The sequence below is a fragment of the Geomicrobium sp. JSM 1781026 genome (genome assembly GCF_041949955.1).
Classification (GTDB): Bacteria; Bacillota; Bacilli; order Bacillales; family Marinococcaceae; genus Geomicrobium_A.
This window is the reverse complement of record NZ_JBHFQF010000001.1, coordinates 336730-355768: the sequence shown is the minus strand read 5'-3', so window position 1 is coordinate 355768 and position 19039 is coordinate 336730. Positions and strand designations below refer to the sequence as shown.

Sequence of the window (19039 nt, the reverse complement as noted above, 5' to 3'; positions counted from 1 at the left end):
TATGACAACTACAAAACAATTAGCATTACAAAGTAAAGCTGCGTCAAAGTCACTATCATCATTTACAGCTGCTGAGCGAAATGATGCGCTTCAAGCCATCGCCAATGTCTTACTCGACCATAAAGTTGACATACTCGCGGCCAATCAAGAAGATGTTGAATTGGCGAAAAAAAATGATGTGAGCCGGGAGATGTTGGACCGCTTAACGTTAACAGAAGAACGTTTACAATCGATCTCACAAGGGCTCGTGCACGTTAAAACGTTACCAGATCCGCTCAGTCAGTCCCCAAGTCGCTATGTTCGTGATGACGGCCTTATTATAGAAAATCACCGGGTTCCTTTCGGTGTGATTGCGATGGTTTATGAAGCCCGGCCAAACGTCACCGTAGATGCGGCTGGGTTGTGCTTAAAATCTGGTAATAGCGTCCTATTACGCGGCAGTTCCTCGGCACAAAAAACGAACCGGATACTCGTCACATGTATGCAGGAAGGGTTAAAAAACGCTGGGCTACCGGCGGATGCAATTACCCTCGTCCCTCCTCATACACGTGAAAATGTGAAAGAGCTTGGACAACTTCGCGGCATTGTCGATGTGATGATCCCTAGAGGAGGTGCGGCACTCATCCAAACGGTTGTACAAAACTCAACCGTCCCTGTATTGGAAACTGGAGAAGGAAATTGTCACCTTTTCATTGATCAATCTGCACGTGAAGACATGGCCATTTCCGTCGCAATCGACGCGAAAACTGACCGCCCATCAGTGTGCAATGCCATCGAAACGATCCTCATTAACGAGGACTGGCTTTCTCGCCACGGAAAAGAATTACTGCAAGCATTGCTTGCCAAAGGGGTTACGATCTATGGAGACGAAGACGTGCAACGATTAGATGACCGCGTAAAACAAGCGACCGAAGAAGATTGGGCAAAAGAATACTTAGACCCGATTGTCGCGATTAAATGTGTGTCAAGTGTAGCAGAAGCAGCTCAGCATATCGATAAGTACGGGACTAAGCATTCAGAAGCCATTATTTCTGAAGATGACGAGCACGTTGAACAGTTTCGTCATTTGATCGACGCCGCTGCAGTGTATCACAATGCCTCGACTCGCTTCACTGACGGTGCTGAATTTGGATTCGGTGCAGAGATTGGCATTAGTACACAAAAACTACACGCCAGAGGTCCGCTTGGACTCGAAGCACTTACAACGAATAAGTACTACATTACCGGTACAGGTCAAACGAAAGGGTCAGGTACACATGATGCACAATAAGCGTTTACTCTTTGTCGGGGCAGGAGCGATGGCTGAGGCGATCATCTCAGGCATTCGCCTAGCCGAACAACAACAATCTGACATTCGTGTGATCAATCGTAATGATGAAACACGCCTGTCTTTACTAAATGAAAAATATAACATCGATAAAGGAATTGAGATGGATTTGGCCGTAGCTGAAGCTGACATGATTATTCTTGCTACGAAACCGAAAGATATGGCATCAGCAATTGACCGGATCCAACCTTATGTCGAGCCGAGACATTTAATTATCTCTGTGCTAGCAGGCATTACAACGCAAACAATAACGAATCACCTCGGGGAAAACAACCCGATCATTCGAGCGATGCCTAATACTTCAGCGAATGTATTGCAGTCCGCTACAGCCGTTTGCAAAGGGGATTATGCCTCAGAATATGACTTGTTACTCGCAACCACACTATTTGAAACGATTGGTTCTGTCATTCACGTTGAAGAAACTCAGATGGATGCAGTGACTGGAATTTCTGGCAGCGGCCCTGCTTACATGTATTACATGATGGAAGGTCTTCAACAAACCGCCCTACAAAACGGATTAAACGAGGATGAAGCGAAAAAACTCATTGTCCAAACGGTTCTTGGTGCTGCGATGCGTTGGACGAAAACGGATGCTTCTTTAGAGAGTTTATATAAAGAAGTGATGAGCCCAGGAGGTACGACCGAAGCTGCTTTTGTTACGCTCGAAGAAAACGAAGTGCAACGCCATTTTTCACGCAGTGTTCAAGCAGCGATTGAACGGTCCAAACAACTCGGCTCCTAATTTGGGGGAGTGTAGATGTGAGTCAACGAAAAAACTGGAGGCAAACCCTTCAAGAAATTACAGACCACCGCTTTTTTACGGTGGTCGTTATGTTGCTTATCGGCGTGAATGCCATTATTGTAGGCTTGGAAACCTACCCTGAACTGTATGTTCCATATAAAGAATGGTTTTATATTTCGGATCGGATTCTTCTGTGGATTTTTACCGTTGAAATTGCGATGCGGTTGGTCGCAGCGCAGCCGATGATTACCTTTTTCAAAAGTGGCTGGAACTGGTTTGACTTTTTAATTATATCCGCGGGTCACTTGTTTGCTGGCGCTCACTTTGTTACAGTTCTTCGTGTGCTTCGCGTATTGCGTGTACTTCGAGCCGTGTCAGTCATTCCATCATTGCGAAGGCTTGTCGATGCGCTTATGAGGACGATTCCTTCACTTTTCAACATTATGTTCCTCATGAGTCTCGTTTTCTACATATTCGCAGTCATTGGGACAATGCTATTCGCATCGATCTCACCAGAATACTTCGGGTCTTTAGGTCGTTCAGTGCTCACGTTATTTCAAATTGTAACACTGGACTCTTGGACAGAGGCTGTGATGCGTCCAATACTCGAAATTAAGCCATTAAGTTGGATCTACTTTATTTCGTTCGTTCTCGTCGGTACATTTATCATCTTCAACCTCTTCATCGGTGTTATTGTTAATAACGTCGAGAAAGCCAATGAAGAAGACGAACAACTTCTAGGCAAAAATAAAAAAGATCAAGACATCGAGTCATTGCAAAATGAACTGCAAGAAATTAAAGAGATGCTCCGAGATATGAAAAGCGACAATCAGTAATCGATTGAGCTTACGAACGTTTTCGTTCTTAAGCTCTTTTTTTGTCATTTGCCCGTAGCATCCCGGTGTCGCCGCTTCGGGTTGCAAAACACGACAATGTCAGCACCTGCGATCCACACGGAATGCAGTTAGCCATGCTTGTCACAGCCGCAGTTGGACAATCGTGAATAATCCCTATTTCGTACAATCGGTTCTTCACCCCTCTATTTGCAACTGTCATTTCAATACAAACTCAAAAAAAACACCCCAAAAGTGAGGTTAACTCTACCTTTTGGGGTGTTTCACTTGTTTAATAGCCTCGAAGTTTTACGAGAGCCTTCTAAAGTTTATTGCTTAGCTACTCGAGTAAAGAATTCCTCATATAAGGCTTTTAATGCATTGTCCGCGTCTCGCTCTTTTACACCGAACGTTAATGATACTTCGGAAGAGCCTTGATTCACCATTTCGAGGTTAACACCTGCTCCTGCAATAGCGTCGGTTGCGCGAGCGGCAAGACCAACGGTTTCGTGCATGCCTTCACCAACAACCATTACCATTGCAAACCCGTGTTCAATATAAGCGTCATCTACACCGAGTTCTGTTTGAATGCGTGTGAGTAGACGGTTTTCGCTATCTAAAGAAAACTGAGACGTTCTTAAGATGACCGACGTGTCATCAATGCCTGAAGGCAAGTGCTCATAGGAGAGGCCTTCTTCTTCAACCATCTCAAGAAGTCGACGTCCAAATCCGATTTCACGGTTCATTAAGTATTTGCGTACGTAAATGATACTAAATCCTTTATCTGCGGCAATTCCCGTAACCGGATAATACGTATCTTCTTTTCTTCTGCTCGCGGTAATTAACGTACCGTCACTAGAAGGGTTGTTCGTATTTTTAATGCTTACCGGTATATCATGTTGGAATGCCGGAATGAGTGCAACATCATGGAATACTGTAAAACCAGCGTAAGAAAGCTCCCGCATCTCTCGGTACGTCATGTGATGGATTTCTTCTGGTTGGTCAATGACCATCGGATTGGCCACACAAACCGAATCAACATCTGTGAAATTCTCATATAAAGTCGCATTCACACCTGCTGCGACAATGGCGCCGGTAATATCTGAACCTCCGCGTGGGAAGGTTGTGAGAACACCCGCTTCTGTGTATCCAAAAAAGCCTGGGAACACAATAATTCTTTCTTCTTTTTGTAGTGCACTTAATTGATCGTATGCTTTTGGAATGACTTGGGCATCACCAGCTTCGCCAGTAACGAGCAAGCCTGCATCTTTAGGGTTCATATAGACGGCATCCAAACCAATGTTGTTAAAATGAGCCGCAATTAGTTTAGCATTGTTATCTTCCCCAGCGGCTTTCATCTGATCCATAAACTGGCCTGAATTATCTGCGTCATACATAACGCGCTCTTTAAGATCTGCTTCGATTTCTTCAATGACCGTCATCGGTAATGCCAATTCTTTCGCGATGGACTGATAACGACCGGTTACTGCCGCAAGTGCATCGGAAGTATCCTCGTTATTCAAACATTTCTCCCCAAGATCAATGAGCATATCTGTCACTTTCACATCATCCGATGAGCGTTTGCCAGGAGCAGATACAACAATGACCTTTCGTGTTTCATCATCTTTTACGATATTCGTGATTTTCTCAATTTGCGGTCCGCTTGCCACGGAAGTCCCGCCAAATTTTACGACTTTCATTCGAATGGTTCTCTCCCTTTTGTATAGTGAACGTCCGTTACAGACGATCTTCTTCGGTCCACTTCTGTTCGCCAATACCGACGAGCTGGAACACAGCTAACAGCAGAGGTACATCACTTTGCGTATAGAATTCTTGAGAACACGATGATTCTGCCTCGTAATCAAGAGATTGAGCATGCCCATACGTCGTTTCTTGCAAAAAATTCGTCATGTCTGCCGAATCAAAACAAGACGGCGAGGCGTACGTATGTGTCGTGTGGTCCAAGATGGTCCGTGTGTCTGATGGGGCATTTACGGTTATCGGAATAAACATTCCCGCAATAATGAGCACCACGAGTGTCGATAACAGCACTGTGATAATGTTCTTGTCCCTCTTTTTCATACGATGTTCCTTTCCATAATGCAACCTCCCCTCATTATACGTGGATTTACACAGAGGGTCTACCGTTAGTCTGATCGTTTTGTCGATGTCAGAAAGCGTCACACAATTCTTGACAAAAATATGGCAAACTTCTACGATTATACATAGTACTACAATGTTTCATGCTGGTGTATAATGTCTTGCTTAGGCGAAAGGGACGTGATGACATGACGATTGACACCTTAAAGAATCGCCAGCTCATAAATAAAGAAATCCACGATCTGATCATTTCACATGAAAAAGTGGCCCACGTACAGTTACAAAACCGACTGGATCATGCGCTCTTAGTTTTAATTAAATCTGGTTATACTGCCATACCCGTGTTGGATGTGGATTATCGTGTTCACGGTCAGATTAGTAAAAATGAAATCCTCGATTCAATTTTAGGTCTTGAACAATTAGAAATGGAAAAACTTCATGACATCACTGTGGATACGGTCATGAACACGAAACTGCCTCGTTTACGAATGGATGCAACATTTCATAAAGCACTTACGACCTCGATCAACCATCCATTCATATGTATTGTTGATGATGACGACGCCTTTGTAGGCATACTCACACGCCGTTCGATTTTGGCACTCATCCACCGTTATCTTCAATAATAAAAATCGAGATGAAGATTCGACCTCTTCATCTCGATTTTTATCGTCTAACTACAACTACAGCTACCGCCTGAACCGCAACCCCCACTGCATGAGGATGAGTCAAAGTATGGATTCGACGAAGGAATTTTTATGCTTGGCGAAACAGAGTAGGCTAACAGCTCACTAATGCCCGTTAACAACTTCTCAAGTTCCCGTTCTGTCTTTCTATAATTCGCCACCGATTCACAAACATCCATTTCCCTTTTTGCTAATCGGAGTGCTTTCGTCACTTCATGATAGTCTGGATGATATTTACCAAACCGTTGCACTTCTTCAAAACGTTCTTTTTCTTGATTAAATGTATGAATAAGTGTTTGCGCCTCTTCGTCTTCATTCATCGCTCTTCTTGCGTCTGTAAATGCTTGATATAATTCAGATTGAAGCATCATACGAGAGAGCTCTTCTGAGCGATCAAGCAGTTCAATTGGTGTGGAAACAACCGTTTGCACCACAATCACCTCCATCACCATCAGTATAACATGTCCATTATGACATTTGAACGGTCTCTTCGTGCTCATATAGCAACATGTGCTCGAGATCGTACAACTGGAAGTGAACGTGATGTTCCCCTTCACTTAACCCTGTAATTGTAAAAGCCGCTTGATGCACACTTTCTGCACGTTCCCCATCTACTGATACGGTCATATATCCTTTTGTTCTTTCAGGATCATCAGCTTCTGTCCGAAATGTAAAATCAGGAATGTATGATTCTACAAAAAGGGTTTCGTCTCTCACTTCAACCGATATTCGCACGTCTTGTACATCTTGGCTTACTTCGAGTATTTCAGGTAATGGCTCAATCTTAATTTCATCAGCATTCGACGTGAAACAAATCACAAACAAGAAATACACCAACATATAAACCCTCCTTTGGGCTAGTATGTGCCAAAGGAAGGTCGGTTTATGCTATTTTCTGAACATGCTAAGCAAACTCATTGTCATCCCTAACCCTTGATTCACACGAGCTACACGTTGTGGCCACGTTTGACCATTAAACACTTTCGCTTCCTTCTCCATTTCCTGAAGCTGTTCAGGATGTCTTGCTAGGATGCGATACCATGTAGGCTCGGCACGCAAATACCTTTTCAAATCTTGCCGACTCGTTATATATACGAGCAGATCATTCCTCATACAACCTCTCCTTTACGTTAGAAACCACGGAACGAAAAAGGATTTTCTCTCGTACTGTTTTGAACAGGGCCACCCGTATTTTGAAATTGACCCATGAGTTGCTGAACATTTCCCATTACACCACTGAATTGCGACAAATAGCCTTGGAGGTCATTGACATTCATCTGGCCGAGACGACTGACGACCGATGATACGGTCGGGTTGCTCTCCAAAAATTGATTCAACGAGTTCTGAGCTGCGTTCGTTGTCGTTTCTCCACTCGTCTCTCTGTCATTCGTCGATGCTTCACCTACAGGCTCTGGCTCAGGGTTCGTTTGATAAGACGTCCAGTCAGCGTGGTCACCTCCGATAATTGCCCATTCTTGATATAAATCATTCCATGAGTATCTTCCGTGTCGTACTTCTTGGATTAACCCTGGATGATTTTGAACGAACGTTTTGAATTCAATCACCGAAGGGTCCATATGCTCATCCGACATGAAAACCCCCTCCTTTTACAACTACTATACGTATAGACTCTTGTCTACGTTCCAGTCGTTAAGTTCACTTGGAACAATTGCAAATCTAAGCATTTCCATATAAAATAAAGAGTGGATTGATCCTTTGAGGAGGGAACGGCAGTGAAACTAACAGACTATAACTTTCCAGAAAAAGAATTGAAATTTGGCAACCTCTTGCCGGTAATGGACGAGCTCGGTTTTGTTCATGCAGAACAATGGGACTATGAAAGAGTCATGTTTGACTATAAAATGCTTGATGAACGTGTAAACGCTACGTATTACCTTCGCGTTCCGGCATATGCAGTAGAAGGTGACATTCCTGGAGAGGACACCATTGTGAAGCTAATGACACCCATCGTTGGCCGCCACTACTACCCTCACGGTGTAGAATATGACGAAGAAATGCCAAGCAAAGTACTTAACAAATGTGCAACAAAACTAAAAGGCATTGAAGAAGGCTTAAAAGGCTTCTAAAAAAGAAGGATGAGGGTGCAAACCCCCGTCCTTCTTTTTTATCCATAATATGGTGATATGAGAATGTAAATGAGTACGCCAGTAATACTTACGTATAACCATAGTGGCATCGTCCACCGGACAATCTTTTTATGTTTTTTCACTTGATTCGTGTATCCCCAAATTACAGATAAAAGGACGAGCGGTACGATGATGGCCGCAAGCGGAATATGTGTGAGTAAAATAAAGTAATACACGGTTTGTAAGATTCCATCTCCTCCGTACGTTGTAGAGTCAGCCAACAGATGGTGAGCCACATACGTGACGAGGAATAACGTCGTCGTCGTTAACGCCGCATAAATGAATCGACGATGAACTTTCACGTTCTTTTTTAATATTGCATAGAGCGCTGCAAACAGGAAAACGGTCGTAAAACTATTGTAGATCGCGTTAAGCATCGGCAAAAGCGTAACGTCAAATGAAGCTTCTGCACCAATACCGTCCATGAAAAAGAGCACAGCGATTAACCCGTTAATCACGATCGTTAACGTGACAACTAAGCCCGTGTAGTTTTTATTGCTTTTGGGTATTTGATTCGTATTTTCCAAACTGGACAACCTCCTATCGCTTTTATTATACGTGAATGCCGCTCGAGAAACAAAACCACACCTTGACGATTGTATGACAACGCTTGAGCTATCCTTAATCGTAAGGTGCATCCGAGAAAAAACCCATACGGTAATGACCGTATGGGTTTTTCTTTATTCACATTTAGTACTTCGTTACACCGATAAGAAGCATAAGTGCAACAATGGTAGGAATAACAAGCACGATTCCGGATACAATAAACGTATTCGGCCAACCGTGGTCTTTATCCTTTAGGTGCATAAAGTAGAACAGCTGCAAGAAGAGTTGAACCCCTGCAAGTCCGAGGATAAATGGTGTTGCAAAGGCGCCAGGCACAACATCTGCGCCAACAGCGATAAACGCTAGCAACGTAATTGCAATCATGAATGCAAAAGCAATCGTTTGAATGCGTTGCTCACGGTTTATCTTTACCATCTCTTCTTGAGTCATCGCACTTTTCTCAAAGGGTTGAGATAAATTTTCACCCATTTATGATCAACCTCCGATTCCCATTAGATAGACGACGGTGAAGATAAAGATCCACACGACATCAATAAAGTGCCAGTACAGACTCGAAACATAGAATTTCGGTGCGTTCGTTAACGTAATTCCGGAGTTGCGGTAGCGAATGAGTAACAAACTGATCCACAAAAGTCCAAAGAGAACGTGGGCACCGTGCAAACCAACAAGTGCATAAAATGATGAAGCAAAGGCGCTTGTCGTAAATCCAAGTCCATAGTGTACATATTCCACAAACTCATAGATTTCAAAACCTAAGAATGCGGCACCTAGAGCAACCGTTACCCACATCCAAGCCTTCATTTTCTTGAACTGGTTCTTCTTCATTGCAAACATCGCGAACACACTTGTCAATGAACTCGTCAAAAGGATCATTGTCATAATGAACACGAGTGGCAAAGAGAAAATATCTGCTGCTTCTGGGCCAGATCCTGTACCGTTTCTCAAGCCAAGATACGTACCGAAAAACGTTGCAAACATCGTTGTTTCCCCGGCGAGGAAAACCCAGAAGCCAAGAAACTTGTTCTTACCTTCTAGCGTTGCTCGTTCCGGATGGGAGGGAAGTCCTTTCGAAAGATCAGTCGTTTCAGCCATTCGTCCCCACCTCTTTCTCAATTTCTTCTACAGTTTCTTTTGTAATGTGATAACCGTGGTCTTCTTTCACAGAATGCAAGGCCATAGAACCAAAGGTAATAATACCTCCGATAGCAATTACAATCCATGGGCTAATGATGGCTTCCATGTTGAGCATAATAAAACCAAAACCTACAAAGAATAAACCTAAGCTAATTGTAAATGGATAGATCGATCCGTTTGGCATATGAATATCTGCAACAGGTTCAGCAGGCTTCATCGTGCCGTCTCCATGAATCTTTTCATAGAATAGTGGATCAAGAGATCGAACTTGCGGTGTTTGCGCAAAGTTGTACTCTGGAACTGGTGTGTGTGTCGCCCACTCAAGTGTACGGCCATCCCAAGGGTCGCTACTCGCTTTCGGTGATTTCATTGCAGAGTACACGACGTTTACAACGAGTAAAATAATCGCAACACTCATGACAAACGCGCCGATCGTAGAGACCATATTCATCGCTTCCATGCCTTGGTCTTCGAGATATGTATACACTCGACGAGGCATACCGATCAGACCGAGAATGTGTTGTACGAAGAACGTTAAGTGGAAACCAATGTAGAACAACCAGAACGTAAGCTTCCCTAATCCTTCATTTAGCTTATGACCGAACATCTTCGGATACCAGTAGAACGTTGCACCAATAAGTCCAAGAACAATACCACCGAGGATAATGTAGTGGAAGTGAGCGACAACGAAATACGTATCGTGATACAAGTGGTCAACAGGCGCCATGGCAAGCATAACTCCAGTTACACCACCAAGTACGAATGTCGGAACAAATGATGAAGCACAAAGCATCGCTGTGTTGAATGTGAGCTTACCGCCCCACATTGTAAATAGCCAGTTAAATATCTTAATCCCTGTCGGAATCCCGATTACCATTGTCGCAATCGCAAAGACTGAGTTTGCAATCGGTCCAATTCCTACGGTAAACATGTGGTGCATCCATACCATGAAACCGAGGAAACCGATGATAAGTGTTGCAAATACCATCGCTGTATAACCAAACAAACGCTTCTTGGAGAACGTTGGAATGATTTCAGAAATCATACCGAAAGCTGGCAATACGAGAATGTATACTTCTGGGTGTCCAAAGATCCAGAAGATGTGTTGCCAAATGACAACGTTTCCGCCTTCACCTGGGATAAAGAACTGCCCATCAAACATCCGGTCAAGCATTAATAGTGCAAGACCTGCTGCAAGTGGAGTAAATGCGAATACGATAAGAATAGACGTTACGAGCGTTGTCCAACAGAAAAGTGGCATACGCATCATCGTCATGCCTGGCGCGCGCATGTTAATAATCGTAACGATAAAGTTAATCCCCGAGACGAGCGTACCAATCCCGGATACTTGTAGACCAAGAACATAGAAGTCAATCCCTATGCCCCCGTATTCTCGACTTGCAAGTGGCACATAAGATGTCCAACCTGCATCAGGTGCTCCGCCAAAGAACCAGCTCAAACTTACGAGAAGTCCCCCGAAGAAAAACAACCAAAAACCGAGTGCGTTCACAAACGGAAAGGCAACATCTCGAGCACCAATTTGCAAAGGAACTATATAGTTCATAAAAGCAAATAACAACGGTGTTGCCGCTAAAAACAGCATGATAGTACCATGCATCGTAACAAATTCATTAAATGTTTGGCCGCTTAGAAAATCATTCATTGGGCTCATGAGCTGTATCCTCATGAAAACCGCCATAAGGCCGGCTTTCAAGAAGAACAGCGTACCCGAAATGAGATATAAGACGGCTAGCTTCTTATGGTCAACAGTCGTCAACCAATCCCAAAGCACGCTCTTTCTGAGCGTATTCGTAGCCTCTCTTACCACGTGGATTAGCCTCCTTTATGCATACCTTGAACAATTAGTCTCGTTCAAGTCCCTCTTTCGTTTCTGGATCTAATTTCTCTAATTGATTCAAGTAAGCAACAATCGCGTCCAGCTCTTCATCACTGAGCTCTGGATACGCCGGCATTTCATTGCCTTGTTTTAACGATTGTGGATCTTGAATCCATTCTTTTAGGTTCTCATCTGTGACTTCAAGGTAGTTCGCAATTGTCTCGCGATCACCGAAGTTCGTTAATGCTGGTCCTTGCGCAGACCCTTGTCCTTCGACAGCGTGACAACTAATACACCCTTGCTCTTCAAAGATTTCACGACCTTGGTTAGCGAGTGTATCCGCAGGCTCTTCTGCTTCTTCTTGCATTGATTCTGCCCACTCTTCATAGTCGTCTTGTTCCAAAGCGATTAACCTGAAGTCCATGAGCGCGTGGGAAGGTCCGCAAAGCTCAGCACATTTCCCTTTATAAACCCCTGGTTCATCTGCTTGTAGCCACATGTAGTTTTCAATTCCAGGGATGTTATCAACCTTACCTGCGAGTGCAGGAACCCAGAACGAGTGCATAACATCTTCAGCTTCCAAGATGAACGCGACTTTCTCTCCAACCGGAACATATACTTCATTTCCGGCAGTGAATCCATCACCGTGGTTGTAATCAAACTGCCACCAGAACTGATGACCTGTTGCTGTAATTTGAAGAACGTCATCATTCAGTTCTTCTAATTCTTCTTCAGACAACTCTTCTTCATTTACATCTTCTTGCGCTTCAGCATCTTCTAGGCCGGTATTTGATAAGTAAAATTGACCGGTCACTGTCGGAACAGCAAGAATCGCAAGCAAGAAGAGTGGAATCACTGTCCAGGCAACTTCAAGCTTTGTGCTTCCATGTACCTGTTCAGGGTATTCGTTATCTCCTTCTTTATGTCTGAAACGAATAACAACGATAAAGAACAACACAAAGACTACAATAATTACGATTGCCATTACGTAAAGGCTCAAGATCATGTTGTCATAAATCCATTGTGACTGTGGTCCCATTGGATCAAGAGCTGTCAATCTCCGTTCACCACAGCCTGCTAGGAACAGGAAGACTGCCATAAACGGTGCAAACTTGAGAAGTTTTCTCCAACCATTCATGAGTGTTTAACCCCACTTTCTTTCAATCGCTGATATTACAAGTGTATCCGTTGCAACATGAAAACATGTAAAAACATCGGCGCGTGCATACAAATGAAAACATTTGTAGTTCTACACCGAACAGTCAACAGATTACAATTCATCATCAGCCTTTTTATATTCATCTGCACCATCTGCGATTTACAAATGTTTAGGCTGGCAGACAAACATCATCGCGAACAAAGTTCAGTCCGTTGTCATGCAACAAAGCACGAATACTTGTGTTCAGAAAATCGCGGTGCACATCAGCCTTTATTATGCACACATCGACGTTACAGGTAAGACGAATTGATAACGGCTTAATTGGCGGCAAAAGCAATTGCTTGATCGTCAAGCTCTTTACGAAAGTGGGTTCTCACGACCTATGTATGAAAAAAAGCTCGGATCATCTGAGGTGAGTGCCTCTATTCACAAAAGAGTCACAGACAAGTCATACTTCGCACGGTATACACGTTGTATTCATTCCTTCTAACTGTTCATCCTACACCATTAACGCCATGTCCGCCTTTGTCCGTCTTCACCCCCTTTTTGAAATAGACCAGTGAACACCATTCTTTGTTCGGCGACCAGTCAAACCCTCCCTTATTCTACTACAAATAACGTGTAAAACGTAAGGGTTATCGATTTAATCTTATTATAGCCTAAAATAGAATGGGTTTCATTACATAAGGTGTAATCGTTTTAATTCCCTGAGCCGAATTGCCACGAAATGTTCACTGGAGAAAAATTGACTTCCTTTGATTTCCTTCTTACTATTTAGTATAAAGGCATGTTTATTCTGCGTCGAGTCCTAGACAGCCTACATAGAATAATCGCTCGCAGACGGTTTGTCAACTTGTGTCGAATATACAGAATTGGGTATGCTAAATATTACTACACCCATCTGAATTTGGTAGAAAAGGTGATTGCTTTGAATAGAGGTTTAAAGTTTTTTGGCGTGCTCACATCACTCGGAATGATTCTCGTTTTGTTACAAGGCGCGATCGTGACGAAAACCGACTCCGGTGATGGCTGCGGAGACACTTGGCCACTTTGTTTTGGCGAAGTGATTCCTAGTTCGACCGCGCTCGCCACACTTATTGAGTATAGCCACCGGTTGGTTTCTGGCTTTGTTGGCTTACTCGTTATTATTCTCGCCATTTGGTCTTGGAAGAAGTTAAGCCACGTAAAAGAGACGAATTTCTGGGCACTTATGGCTGTGTTATTTATTATTTTCCAAGGCATGATGGGAGCCGCCGCTGTCGTATTTGGGCACTCAAACATTGTGCTAGCCTTGCATTTTGGGATTTCAGCCATTTCGTTAGCAACAGTTGTCATCCTAACGATCCTCGCCTTTGAGGATGGTCACAACCCGCCAGCCCCGCGTGTTCGTAAAGGGTTTCGTAACTATTTATTTTTTGTTCTCGTGTATGCCTACCTTGTCATTTACACCGGAGCTTACGTGAAACATACAGGATCAACATACGCATGTACAAGCTTTCCGTTTTGTGACCCGGTAGCATCAAGCATGACGTTGCAAACGATCGTACAAATCGTCCATCGCTCAGCAGCAATTTTGCTCGTCGTACTTCTTATCATACTTGCGATTAAAGCGATCCGTTATTATCGAGAAAGTAAAGCATTGACTGTATGTGCATGGATCAGCGTTGCTCTCATCTTCATTCAAGCGACTGCAGGTGTGTTGATTGTCATGTTGCCACAATACTATATGGCAACCGCTCTGACACACTCGCTCGTCGTATCGATTATGTTTACGATCCTTTGCTACATGGCAATGATTTCAGTAAGAAAACCGGCATATTAACTAAAAAAGGAAGTGCCAAGGGCACTTCCTTTTTTAGTTCGCTCTAGAATGCATCAAACAAGTTCGGACGCGTCGACGGGATGGCTGAACATAGATTTAAAACATCTTGTGCCTCACCTTTCATCCGTCCATCTGCGTATAAATGTTCGCCATTCACATATCCGAACAACAAAGGGACAAGTGTGGACACATCCATCTCGATAAGATTCGTGCCATCATCCATCCGTTTCACACCTTCAGAACTCACTTCAAAAATCCCGTCATTCCACGCGGCAAACTGATCAGTAATCTTTAATACGAACGCCTGATCATCTTTGAATTGGAAAGGAAATATAGAGAAAAATGCTTCTACATTTACAATTCTTCCCATAAAAAACGCTCGTTTCTTTTCTAAAGCCTTTGGGTTTTCCATGAAAAAACGCCATGACTCACTGTTTGCCACCTTCACATTCATGCTGTCTGCCATCGAATCATGGTTTGCAAGAAAGCGCCATAGCTCACGCTCGGCTGCGTCATCTAAAGCAACAAATTCTGACACTTTTAACTGCTTATCTTTCATCGAATACAGCACATACCCGCGGTCTTCGCCTTCAGGATTGGTAAAAATGATATTCCTTCGCTGTTTTGTCCAATGGCTAAACTTGCGGCGCATCCACCACCATTCATCCCGGTCAATCATCCCGGTAAATCGCGGAGCGTATTTCGCGTAAATATGCTGAAGTGCTTGCCAATCTTCTTGATTAACACTGCGAAAGGAACCGTTGCCTTCTTTTACTGGGGTTGGGAACTCGTCTTTTTTGAGTTCGGCAATCGTCTCATCGCAATAGAGCTCCCAGCCAAACTTGCGATAATAACCAACAGAAAATGGATCGAGCAAGGAGACGAGGGCTCCACGATCTTTCATATCTTTGAGCCCTCGTTGTAATAATTGACGAACTAAACCTCCTCGACGCTCTTCCGGCCAAGTGGAAACACCTGTCACCCCGCACCCTTTAACGGAAACACCATGTAACCACACGTTAAGCGGCAGCAAGGATACTTTTGAAGCGAGTCGCTCGCCATCAAATGCTCCCCATACATTTTCAGGTTGGGTATTTTCTCGCAGGTAATCACGATCCTCATCTGTAAACCGATGTTGAAAGGCAAATTCTCCTAATTGTATTGCTTGTTCTTTTTCTTCTGGTTGTAATGTTCGAAACTCCACTACTTGGCTCCCTTCAGCCACGTTCTTATTCGGAGAACTCCACTAAAAGATCACCGGCTTCGATTGTATCTTGGGCTTGTACATGTATGGATTTTACCGTGCCATCCTTAGGCGCTTGTACGGTTGTTTCCATTTTCATTGCCTCAGTAATGAGCAAGTGGTCTCCTTTCTTCACTTCTTCCCCATCACGGACGAGTACTTTTAAGATCGTTCCTGGCATCGTTGCTCCGATATGCGCAGCGTTCTTTTTATCTGCTTTTACTTTTTCTCGAATGTCTGTTTTAATACTCCGATCTTTAATGACGACCTCACGAGGTTGCCCATTCAATTCAAAGTATACGATGCGATCCGCTTTTTCATCAGCTTCTGAGATGGAAATCAGTTTCACGATCAATGTTTTTCCTTCTTCTATCACGACTTCAATTTCCTCACCTAAGCGAAGGCCATAGAAAAATGTCGGGGTGTCAAGGACAGACACATCGCCAAATCGATTTCTAAACTGCTCATATTCTTCGTACACTTTCGGATACATCGTATAGTTGAGAATGTCGTGAGCAGTCACTTCTCGATTTAGTTCTTCATACAACTGCCTACCGACTTCATCAAAGTCTACTGCTGACATATGACTGCCTGGGCGATCGGTTAACGGTTTGCGGTTTTTTATAATGATGTTTTGAAGCTCTTTTGGAAATCCACCAGGTGGCTGACCAATTTCACCGGCAAACAATTCAATGACCGATTCAGGAAAATCAAGTGATTCCCCTTTTTCATAAATGTCTTCTTCAGTAAGTTCATTTTTGACCATGTATAACGCCATATCACCAACCACTTTGGATGATGGTGTTACTTTCACGATATCTCCAAACAATTGATTCACTCGTTGATACATATCCTTCACGTCGTCCCATTGTTCTTTCAAACCAACTGCCTTCGCTTGTTGAAGCAAGTTGCTGTATTGTCCCCCTGGCATTTCGTGCTCATAGATCTCAGGGTGTGGCGAGAGCAATCCATTTTCAAACCCTTGGTAAAAACCACGGACATCTTCCCAATAGCCTGTAAGCTTACGCGCGGATTGAATGTTTAAGTTAGGCTCTTTGCCCGTTCCACTTAATGCATAATATAAGCTTTCCATACTCGGTTGCGAAGTTGAACCCGCCATTGAACTAATCGCTGTATCGATAACGTCTACGCCTGCATCAATCGCTCGGCTGTACGTATATACCCCGTTGCCACTCGTATCATGCATGTGCAGATGAATTGGTAAATCAACGGTAGCTTTTAGTTCACCAATTAACTCAAAAGCGGCTTCCGGCTTTAATAATCCCGCCATATCTTTAATCGCTAAAATGTGCGCCCCTTCACTCTGCAGTGTCTTAGCTAACTGTTTGTAGTACTCGAGATTGTATTTCGTCCGGTTCGGGTCGAGAATGTCACCTGTATAACAAATGGCAGCTTCAGCGACTTTATCTGCTGAGCGCACCGCATGAATGGCTTGTCGCATCCCTTCAACCCAGTTCAATGAGTCAAACACACGGAACACATCAATTCCTGCATCCGCTGAACGCTTCACGAACTCCTCAATCACGTTGTCTGGATAATTCTTATATCCAACAGCATTTGCTCCTCGAAGCAGCATTTGGAAAAGTACGTTCGGCATCTTCTCTCTTAAATGAATTAAACGCTCCCACGGGTCTTCATGGAGAAAGCGCATCGATACATCATACGTTGCCCCGCCCCACATTTCCATCGAAAACAAATCAGGAAGCAAGTGTGCCGTTTCTTCAGCAATTGACGTTAAATCTTTCGTGCGAATGCGCGTAGCTAACAGTGATTGATGAGCATCACGGAATGTTGTATCTGTGATCATCGTCTTTTCTTGGTCTTTTAGCCACTTCGCCAACCCGTCTGGGCCGTGTTGTTCAAGTACTTGCTTCGTACCGCTTGGAAGCGGTTTGGTGAGATCCACATCTGGTATACGAGGTTTACTAAACAGCGGCTTGTCTTGTTTTTCCAAGTCAGGATAGCCGTTCACGATCGTTTCACCGATAAAGCTCAACATCTTCGTTCCCCGGTCTTTCCTTCTCGGGAACACAAACAATTCTGGTGTATCATCAATAAACGATGTATTATATTCTCCATTTAAGAACGACGGGTGACGAACCACATTCTCTAAAAACGATATGTTCGTTTTAATTCCTCGAATTCGAAACTCTCGCAAGTTCCGAATCATCTTCTCAGCAGCTACATCGAATGAAAGCGCCCACGTCGATACTTTGACGAGTAACGAGTCATAATGAGGGCTAATGACCGCTCCTTGGAATCCGTTCCCAGCATCTAACCGCACGCCAAAGCCGCCGCTAGAGCGATAAGCCATAATTCGTCCCGTGTCTGGCATAAACTGATTTTCTGGGTCTTCTGTTGTGACTCGCGATTGAATTGCATACCCGTGTAAACTAACATCTTCTTGTTGTGGTAAGCGCAATTCTGGACCGAACAATGTCGATCCGTCGGCAACATACAGTTGGGCGTGTACGATATCTACACCGGTCACCATTTCGGTAATCGTATGCTCCACTTGGATTCGCGGGTTAACTTCGATGAAATAAAACTCACCATCTTGTCCGAGTAAAAACTCGACCGTACCGGCATTCACATATTCAATGCTTTTGGCAAGGTCTAGCGCAGATTGGCAAATCCGCTCTCGTAAATCATTGCTAAGCCCAATGCTTGGTGCGACCTCTACGACTTTTTGGTGTCTGCGCTGTACAGAACAGTCCCGCTCGTACAAATGCAACAAGTTTCCTGCGTGGTCACCGATAATCTGTACTTCAATATGCTTAGGATTTTCTATTAGCTTCTCAACGTATACCTCATCACTACCGAAAGCAGATTTCGCTTCTGAACGAGCACGCTCGAAGTTCTGAGCGAGTTCGGATGCTTCCCGAACAATCCGCATTCCTCGGCCACCACCACCAAGGCTTGCTTTTATAATAAATGGGAATCCGTGTTCATCCGCAAACGCTTCCACTTCTTCGATGCCTTCAACTGCTCCGTCACTGCCTGGTATAACAGGTATACCCGCTTGGATCGCTGTCGTTCTTGCTTTAATCTTATCGCCGAACATATTCAAATGTTTCGACTTCGGACCAATGAACACAATCCCTTCTTGTTCACAACGCTCAGCAAATTGAGTATTTTCTGCCAAAAAACCATAACCTGGATGGATGGCATCAACACCAATTCTTTTGGCTAAAGAAAGGATATTCTCAATATCTAAGTAAGCATCAATCGGCTTTTTTCCTTCACCGACAAGATAGGCTTCATCTGCTTTATAGCGATGAAAAGCGCCTGAATCCTCTTTGGAATACACAGCAACAGTACGAATGTTTAACTCCGTACATGCGCGAAAAATTCTAATGGCGATCTCGCCACGATTAGCAACGAGAACTTTCTTGATGTTCTTGAGCTTGCTCATAGTTAT

Annotated in this window: 19 protein-coding genes; 6 read left to right on the top strand and 13 right to left on the bottom strand. The window is 43.8% G+C overall.

The window, feature by feature from the left end; all coding sequences use genetic code 11:
• Position 1 precedes the first annotated feature (1 nt).
• Genes ACE1TF_RS01775 through ACE1TF_RS01765 form a run of 3 tightly spaced genes read left to right on the top strand, consistent with a single transcriptional unit; the run spans position 2 to position 2905 of the window.
• Positions 2 to 1270, top strand: coding sequence for a glutamate-5-semialdehyde dehydrogenase (locus ACE1TF_RS01775; protein ID WP_375013766.1), 1269 nt, complete (start codon positions 2 to 4; stop codon positions 1268 to 1270).
• Entirely contained in the window at positions 1257 to 2069 is an 813-nt protein-coding gene (gene proC / locus ACE1TF_RS01770) for a pyrroline-5-carboxylate reductase (RefSeq protein WP_375013764.1), read from the top strand. The genes ACE1TF_RS01775 and proC overlap by 14 nt, the downstream gene beginning before the upstream one ends.
• 17 nt (positions 2070 to 2086) lie before the next feature.
• Entirely contained in the window at positions 2087 to 2905 is an 819-nt protein-coding gene (locus ACE1TF_RS01765; protein WP_375013762.1) for an ion transporter, read from the top strand.
• Between the two features lie 326 nt (positions 2906 to 3231).
• Here ACE1TF_RS01765 and ACE1TF_RS01760 read toward each other — a convergent pair whose 3' ends face one another.
• Together ACE1TF_RS01760 and ACE1TF_RS01755 are read right to left on the bottom strand one after the other, a co-directional pair.
• The gene (locus ACE1TF_RS01760; protein WP_375013760.1) at positions 3232 to 4602 is read right to left on the bottom strand and encodes an aspartate kinase; all 1371 of its coding nucleotides are present in this window, start codon (positions 4600 to 4602) and stop codon (positions 3232 to 3234) included.
• A gap of 37 nt (positions 4603 to 4639) precedes the next feature.
• Positions 4640 to 4984 (bottom strand): hypothetical protein, encoded by a 345-nt coding sequence (locus ACE1TF_RS01755; protein ID WP_042400888.1) that lies wholly within the window; start codon positions 4982 to 4984, stop codon positions 4640 to 4642.
• A 206-nt stretch (positions 4985 to 5190) separates the two neighbouring features.
• Here ACE1TF_RS01755 and cbpB point away from each other — a divergent pair, with 206 nt between their 5' ends.
• A complete protein-coding gene (cbpB, locus tag ACE1TF_RS01750; RefSeq protein WP_042400890.1) occupies positions 5191 to 5628 on the top strand; it encodes a cyclic-di-AMP-binding protein CbpB in 438 nt (145 codons plus the stop codon).
• A gap of 47 nt (positions 5629 to 5675) precedes the next feature.
• Here cbpB and ACE1TF_RS01745 read toward each other — a convergent pair whose 3' ends face one another.
• From ACE1TF_RS01745 to ylbD, 4 genes are read right to left on the bottom strand one after another with little or no spacing between them, the layout of a single operon-like run.
• Complete coding sequence (locus ACE1TF_RS01745; RefSeq protein ID WP_307189785.1) at positions 5676 to 6119, bottom strand: YlbF/YmcA family competence regulator; 444 nt, start codon at positions 6117 to 6119, stop codon at positions 5676 to 5678.
• Positions 6120 to 6156: 37 nt separating this feature from the next.
• A complete protein-coding gene (locus ACE1TF_RS01740) occupies positions 6157 to 6528 on the bottom strand; it encodes a hypothetical protein (RefSeq protein ID WP_042400893.1) in 372 nt (123 codons plus the stop codon).
• A 48-nt stretch (positions 6529 to 6576) separates the two neighbouring features.
• The gene (locus ACE1TF_RS01735; protein WP_042400896.1) at positions 6577 to 6801 is read right to left on the bottom strand and encodes a YlbE-like family protein; all 225 of its coding nucleotides are present in this window, start codon (positions 6799 to 6801) and stop codon (positions 6577 to 6579) included.
• 17 nt (positions 6802 to 6818) lie between these two features.
• Positions 6819 to 7280 carry a spore coat protein YlbD gene (gene ylbD, locus ACE1TF_RS01730; RefSeq protein ID WP_375013756.1) on the bottom strand — a complete coding sequence of 154 codons (462 nt, stop codon included), beginning with the start codon at positions 7278 to 7280 and terminating at the stop codon, positions 6819 to 6821.
• Between the two features lie 141 nt (positions 7281 to 7421).
• Here ylbD and ACE1TF_RS01725 point away from each other — a divergent pair, with 141 nt between their 5' ends.
• A complete protein-coding gene (locus ACE1TF_RS01725) occupies positions 7422 to 7775 on the top strand; it encodes a YugN family protein (protein ID WP_375013754.1) in 354 nt (117 codons plus the stop codon).
• A gap of 38 nt (positions 7776 to 7813) precedes the next feature.
• Here ACE1TF_RS01725 and ACE1TF_RS01720 read toward each other — a convergent pair whose 3' ends face one another.
• The 5 genes from ACE1TF_RS01720 to coxB form a co-directional block, all read right to left on the bottom strand.
• On the bottom strand, positions 7814 to 8362 hold the full coding sequence (locus ACE1TF_RS01720; protein ID WP_238544666.1) for a DUF420 domain-containing protein: 549 nt from the start codon (positions 8360 to 8362) through the stop codon (positions 7814 to 7816).
• Between the two features lie 163 nt (positions 8363 to 8525).
• Positions 8526 to 8870, bottom strand: a complete 345-nt coding sequence (locus ACE1TF_RS01715) for a cytochrome C oxidase subunit IV family protein (RefSeq protein WP_042400905.1) — start codon at positions 8868 to 8870, stop codon at positions 8526 to 8528.
• A 6-nt stretch (positions 8871 to 8876) separates the two neighbouring features.
• The gene (locus ACE1TF_RS01710) at positions 8877 to 9494 is read right to left on the bottom strand and encodes a cytochrome (ubi)quinol oxidase subunit III (protein WP_042430095.1); all 618 of its coding nucleotides are present in this window, start codon (positions 9492 to 9494) and stop codon (positions 8877 to 8879) included.
• Positions 9487 to 11364 (bottom strand): cytochrome c oxidase subunit I, encoded by a 1878-nt coding sequence (gene ctaD / locus ACE1TF_RS01705; protein WP_375013752.1) that lies wholly within the window; start codon positions 11362 to 11364, stop codon positions 9487 to 9489. Before ctaD ends, ACE1TF_RS01710 begins: the two co-directional genes overlap by 8 nt.
• A 34-nt stretch (positions 11365 to 11398) precedes the next feature.
• Positions 11399 to 12511 (bottom strand): cytochrome c oxidase subunit II, encoded by a 1113-nt coding sequence (gene coxB / locus ACE1TF_RS01700; protein ID WP_042400908.1) that lies wholly within the window; start codon positions 12509 to 12511, stop codon positions 11399 to 11401.
• A gap of 949 nt (positions 12512 to 13460) precedes the next feature.
• Here coxB and ACE1TF_RS01695 point away from each other — a divergent pair.
• The gene (locus tag ACE1TF_RS01695) at positions 13461 to 14354 is read left to right on the top strand and encodes a COX15/CtaA family protein (RefSeq protein ID WP_375013750.1); all 894 of its coding nucleotides are present in this window, start codon (positions 13461 to 13463) and stop codon (positions 14352 to 14354) included.
• A gap of 43 nt (positions 14355 to 14397) precedes the next feature.
• Here ACE1TF_RS01695 and ACE1TF_RS01690 read toward each other — a convergent pair whose 3' ends face one another.
• Together ACE1TF_RS01690 and pyc are read right to left on the bottom strand one after the other, a co-directional pair.
• A complete protein-coding gene (locus tag ACE1TF_RS01690) occupies positions 14398 to 15558 on the bottom strand; it encodes a GNAT family N-acetyltransferase (protein WP_375013747.1) in 1161 nt (386 codons plus the stop codon).
• A 25-nt stretch (positions 15559 to 15583) separates the two neighbouring features.
• The gene (pyc, locus tag ACE1TF_RS01685) at positions 15584 to 19033 is read right to left on the bottom strand and encodes a pyruvate carboxylase (protein ID WP_375013745.1); all 3450 of its coding nucleotides are present in this window, start codon (positions 19031 to 19033) and stop codon (positions 15584 to 15586) included.
• Positions 19034 to 19039 lie beyond the last annotated feature (6 nt).